Source organism: Acidobacteriota bacterium, assembly GCA_003225175.1.
Lineage (GTDB): Bacteria > Acidobacteriota > Terriglobia > Terriglobales > Acidobacteriaceae > Gp1-AA112.
This window is the reverse complement of sequence record QIBA01000078.1, coordinates 1-4,086: the sequence shown is the minus strand read 5'-3', so window position 1 is coordinate 4,086 and position 4,086 is coordinate 1. Positions and strand designations below refer to the sequence as shown.

Sequence of the window (4,086 nt, the reverse complement as noted above, 5' to 3'; positions counted from 1 at the left end):
ACCATCCGAATGTGCTTGCCGCGCACCGGACTGTTCACAACAGCGGCGCCGGATCGCTCCGCAACGGCGCGCGTCGTCCCAACTGCTACCGTGCTGTCGATAATCGTCAGCGCAGGTTTGAAATGTTCGATACGGCGTGTGGTTTCACCCACGAAATCCTTGATTTGGAACGGAAAGCAGATGTGCATGACGTCGATCCCTTGGAACTTTTTCACCACGGGCTCGATGTCCACGCCGATCGTCTGGTGATGCCGGCTTGCGATTTCAAAAAGAGGTCTCCCCACCTCTCCAAGCCCCACAACAACAACTTTCTTGGATTCAGCCATGTGCCAGAGATCCTATAGCGTTGCGGTGAGGAGGACAAGGGTCGGGCATCAGGATTAGCAGTTTGTCTGAAAGGCCCTCCAGTACTCTGGCCAGCTGCGCAGCAGAGAATTCGTCCACCACGAGCGCGCGGCAACCAGACCGCTCCAGCATAAATTTCGTTCTTTCCGGCGGGTGCCTCCGATTCAGTGGAACATATCCAAGACTGCGCAAAAGAGCGGCAAGGATACCAGCGAACGCGGTTATTGATCGGTAGCCAAAAACGGCAGCTAAAGGCGGCTGATCAGATAGTTCATATTTCCAAAACGTCGCTGCTAACTGGAAAGCCCTTTCCCGCAAATCCGAGTAGCTGACCACGCGATTTGCCACCTCTAAGGCCGGCCTCTGCGGAAACTCACGGGAAGACCTAAAAAAGCCTTCGTAAATCAAGCCGCTGTTGGTCATAAAAAAAACTGCCTTTCAGGCAAGCGGGTATGACGCGTCAAAACCCAGCAGCGCATATCAATAGCACGCAGGGAGCGGATCACTATGGCTTTCTCCCGTAGACAATCCGGTGCCACCCCCAATGCCGCCCTAGCCATTTCACCAGTGAGGCTGGCATAGCTTTCCCGATAAACGACCAGTGATCGGTATTAAACTCCCAAACTTCCTGTCTTAGGTTCTCAAAAGCATCGAAAAGGGCCGCTGCCTCATCGTGATCGTACACCGTCGCCAAAGGACAAAACGGCCCATCTGTATTCATGCTAATCCATTCTTCCTTTGTTAACTTTTTGTTCTTAAACAGCCTGTCACGGTGCCCTTCTAGCTTCCACCGATCAAAACCCGTGGCGGCAGCAATCAGTCGAGGCATAAACGTGGGGAGAAGACACCATTTAAATGACCTCCGCAAGAACATGATCTCGATGTAATAGTTTATCGAGCTTCGATTGTACAACAACACCGTGAAAGTCCCGCCTTTCCTCAAGACCCGGTAAATCTGGCCAACGATCTTTTCCGGAGCAGGTGAATGATGAATCACACCGAAACTATAAACATGGTCTATGCTCTCGTCCGCAAGCGGTAAGCTCTTCTCGACGTTCGCGACCTCGAATCGCCCCGGCACGCCGAATAGTTTGAACCGTTCCCGTGTGAGTTCCACTGAATTGGGCGTTAGATCAACTCCGACATAGTTCGCCCCATTCCTTGCGAACTCGATCCCATCAGTTCCTACTCCACACCCGATTTCAAGCACATCTTTCCCACGAAACGAGTCGAATTTCGCAACCGTTGGCACGTGCCACTCCCTACCCTGAAATCGCTTTTGGGAAATCTCCTCAAAATATCGGCGGCGGTCTGCTTCTTGGGAGAGATGAGATTGGCAAGGATTTGCGTTCCAGAACCCCTTAACGTCAGCAATGCTCGCGCTCATGAACGTTTATGCAGTTCTAATCGGCCGGTCTTCAGAAGGCGCACGAACAAACACTTAAGACGACTAAGCTGCTCCTTGCGATGGAATTTCAGCAACTCTGCGTCAACCTGCCTTTCCATACGGCAGGCAAACGCGTAAACATAGCCCGAAAATAAGAGGAGCCCACCTATCAAGTATGGCCGCTTCAGCATCTGGTAGCTCACTCTAAAGATCTGCCAGAACGGATGATTGCCAAGGAGGTACTCCTTTCTGCCGTAATCAAATCTCGCTTTCCACGTGGTGCTTTCCGTCTCTCCCATTCGCCGATGATGGTAGAAAAGCTTGTCACAGAATGATGTCGTTTGCCAGCCCTTCAAGCGAGCTGTTCGCACGGCGATCCAATCGATGCCGCCCCATTTAATTGGCGTGTATCCTCCAACCTCCTCAAAGCACTTCCGCCGGAATAGCTGGCAGGCTCCAAAGACATCGCTCGCGTGGTAGAAACTGTCTTTGATAGCATCATAGTTCGCCTCTCGCATAGCGGTGCCAGCGACACCTAATCGTGGAAATTCCGCGAATTTGCTCAACAAAAATTCAAAATAATCATGCTCAAACGAGATGTCAGCGTCCAGGTTCCCAATCACTTCAAAAGGAAGCGATCGAACCCCTTCAAATCCGGCATTAAACGCGTGAGCTTTACCGGCGAAACTACGATCCTGGCGCTGTGAACGGCGGATCAGTTCAATCCACGGATGACGGTTCGCGTAGCTCTCCACTATCTCCGCGGTGCGATCGGTCGAACCGTCGTCCACAATGACCCACCTCATCGGCAAAATTGTTTGGGCCCCCATGGAGACGAGGGTCTTTTCAATGAACGCTTCTTCATTGTGTGCGGGAGTAATCAGGACGTATCGCATTGGCCAGAGAGCAGATGTCAGATGTCAGAGGTCAGACATCAGAAGTCAGAAGTGGAGCTGAAACGTCACGTACCATCTCTAGTCTATGATCCGTACCAGTTTTCCGCCGTCTGTCATCTGTCGTCCGACTTGGATAAATTTGGGCGAAGATTTCATCCATAATTCGCGCGGTTGAAATGATTTCGCTGTAAGAAATTGGCGGTTTGTCTCCCAGACGTACGGTGTTGTAAAAACGTTCAGTCAGTTCCTTCATTCCGAAGTCCTGGTAAAGGCGGCGACGCAAGAAATTTGCAATGTTGCGCCGCGCATTCCCAAAATGTTGACTGGCGTTTCTTAACGGCGGAATGAAATACGTGAGATAGCTCTTGTAGGAGCGGCTTGGGCTGCGAATGAGGCTTCCAGTGATAATGTTCGCGGAAATCGAACCGGAGGGCCCGTAAGCTCGCAGCAGGTTTAGCCCCTTGACCTGAGTCGAGAAGCAGAAAAAGGCTGTCGTACCCTGCTTGTCCCGGATCAATACCCTTAATTCGTCCAAGACATCCTCCAACCATTGTGAAACAGTTGTCCAGGCAACTGGCGGACCCAATGGGCACGGTTGCTCAAGAATGCGCTCGCATACCTTAAGTCTGCCAAGTCATACGACCAATAGCTTTCCAGGTGGGACGGCCTCCCGCCGAGAAATCCTTCTTTTAGGAGCCGACGCATTTCCAGCATTTCAAGGGTAAACTGATAGTTATGGCCGACAGTTAGCTTCAATCCGCGGCGTTCCGCCAGTTCAACTACTGATTCCGCCTCCTGTGCAGTAATCGTGAAGGGCTTTTCCAAATAGACATTGATTCCAGATTCGAGGCACTGCTTGGCAAGCGAACAATGGCTCTGTGGTGGAGTTGTAATGTGGACAATGTCAGGGCGCGCTACCTCCAACATTTTCGACAACTCGCAAAAGCACGCAGCTATACCAAAGCGCTCCCCGAGTTGCTTAGCTAAGAGCAGTTCGCGGTCGCAGAGAGCGACAATTTTACAACCTGGAATGCGATGAATGGCTTGAACATGCTGATCGGCAACCTTGCCGCAACCTACGATCGCGATTCGAAGCATGGGTTTCAGAGGACTGATCACTGACGGCAGAGGACAGAAGGTAAAAGACGACAGATCACCGATGACAGAAGATTGCTCTAACGCTTCAACGCTTCACTGTTCCCATTCGATTCAAACTGCGCGAGGAACTTCTCCAGCGCTTTTTCCATCGGAACCCTCGGCTTCCACCCTAGGCGGTCCTTAAGCTTTTGATTGGAGTAACGAGTTCGCTTCCATTCGGCAGCGCACCGACGGCGATTAAAAGCCGGAGGCAGTTGCCCCTTTGACCATTTGGAGTATTTCTCCCATATACAACACAGGCCGTAACCAGCAAAGTAAGGCATCCTGATTGATCGGAAGGGTTTTACCTTTTTTTTGTAG

The 4,086-nt window shown here is 51.4% G+C and carries 7 protein-coding genes; all 7 read right to left on the bottom strand.

Translation table 11 applies throughout. The features are described 5' to 3' along the window. A partial coding sequence (locus DMG62_21660) for a hypothetical protein (protein ID PYY20848.1) occupies window positions 1-326 on the bottom strand: 326 nt, incomplete at its 3' end. After that, a complete protein-coding gene (locus tag DMG62_21655) occupies window positions 319-768 on the bottom strand; it encodes a hypothetical protein (GenBank protein PYY20847.1) in 450 nt (149 codons plus the stop codon). The genes DMG62_21660 and DMG62_21655, both read right to left, overlap by 8 nt. An 82-nt stretch (window positions 769-850) precedes the next feature. Next, on the bottom strand, window positions 851-1,732 hold the full coding sequence (locus tag DMG62_21650) for a hypothetical protein (protein PYY20846.1): 882 nt from the start codon (window positions 1,730-1,732) through the stop codon (window positions 851-853). Next, complete coding sequence (locus DMG62_21645; GenBank protein ID PYY20845.1) at window positions 1,729-2,628, bottom strand: glycosyl transferase; 900 nt, start codon at window positions 2,626-2,628, stop codon at window positions 1,729-1,731. The genes DMG62_21650 and DMG62_21645 overlap by 4 nt, the downstream gene beginning before the upstream one ends. Window positions 2,629-2,659: 31 nt before the next feature. Continuing rightward, window positions 2,660-3,145, bottom strand: coding sequence for a hypothetical protein (locus DMG62_21640; GenBank protein PYY20844.1), 486 nt, complete (start codon window positions 3,143-3,145; stop codon window positions 2,660-2,662). A gap of 5 nt (window positions 3,146-3,150) precedes the next feature. After that, window positions 3,151-3,726, bottom strand: a complete 576-nt coding sequence (locus tag DMG62_21635; GenBank protein PYY20843.1) for a hypothetical protein — start codon at window positions 3,724-3,726, stop codon at window positions 3,151-3,153. Between the two features lie 77 nt (window positions 3,727-3,803). Further along, window positions 3,804-4,086, bottom strand: a 283-nt coding sequence (locus DMG62_21630) for a hypothetical protein (protein PYY20842.1), incomplete at its 5' end; no start/stop codon positions are given.

What these genes read in the sequence shown, in the direction of transcription:
- DMG62_21650 (PYY20846.1), bottom strand. Translation starts at nt 1,732, where the DNA reads ATGAGCGCGAGCATTGCTGACGTTAAGGGGTTCTGGAACGCAAATCCT.
- DMG62_21655 (PYY20847.1), bottom strand. Translation starts at nt 768, where the DNA reads ATGACCAACAGCGGCTTGATTTACGAAGGCTTTTTTAGGTCTTCCCGT.
- DMG62_21645 (PYY20845.1), bottom strand. Translation starts at nt 2,628, where the DNA reads ATGCGATACGTCCTGATTACTCCCGCACACAATGAAGAAGCGTTCATT.
- DMG62_21635 (PYY20843.1), bottom strand. Translation starts at nt 3,726, where the DNA reads ATGCTTCGAATCGCGATCGTAGGTTGCGGCAAGGTTGCCGATCAGCAT.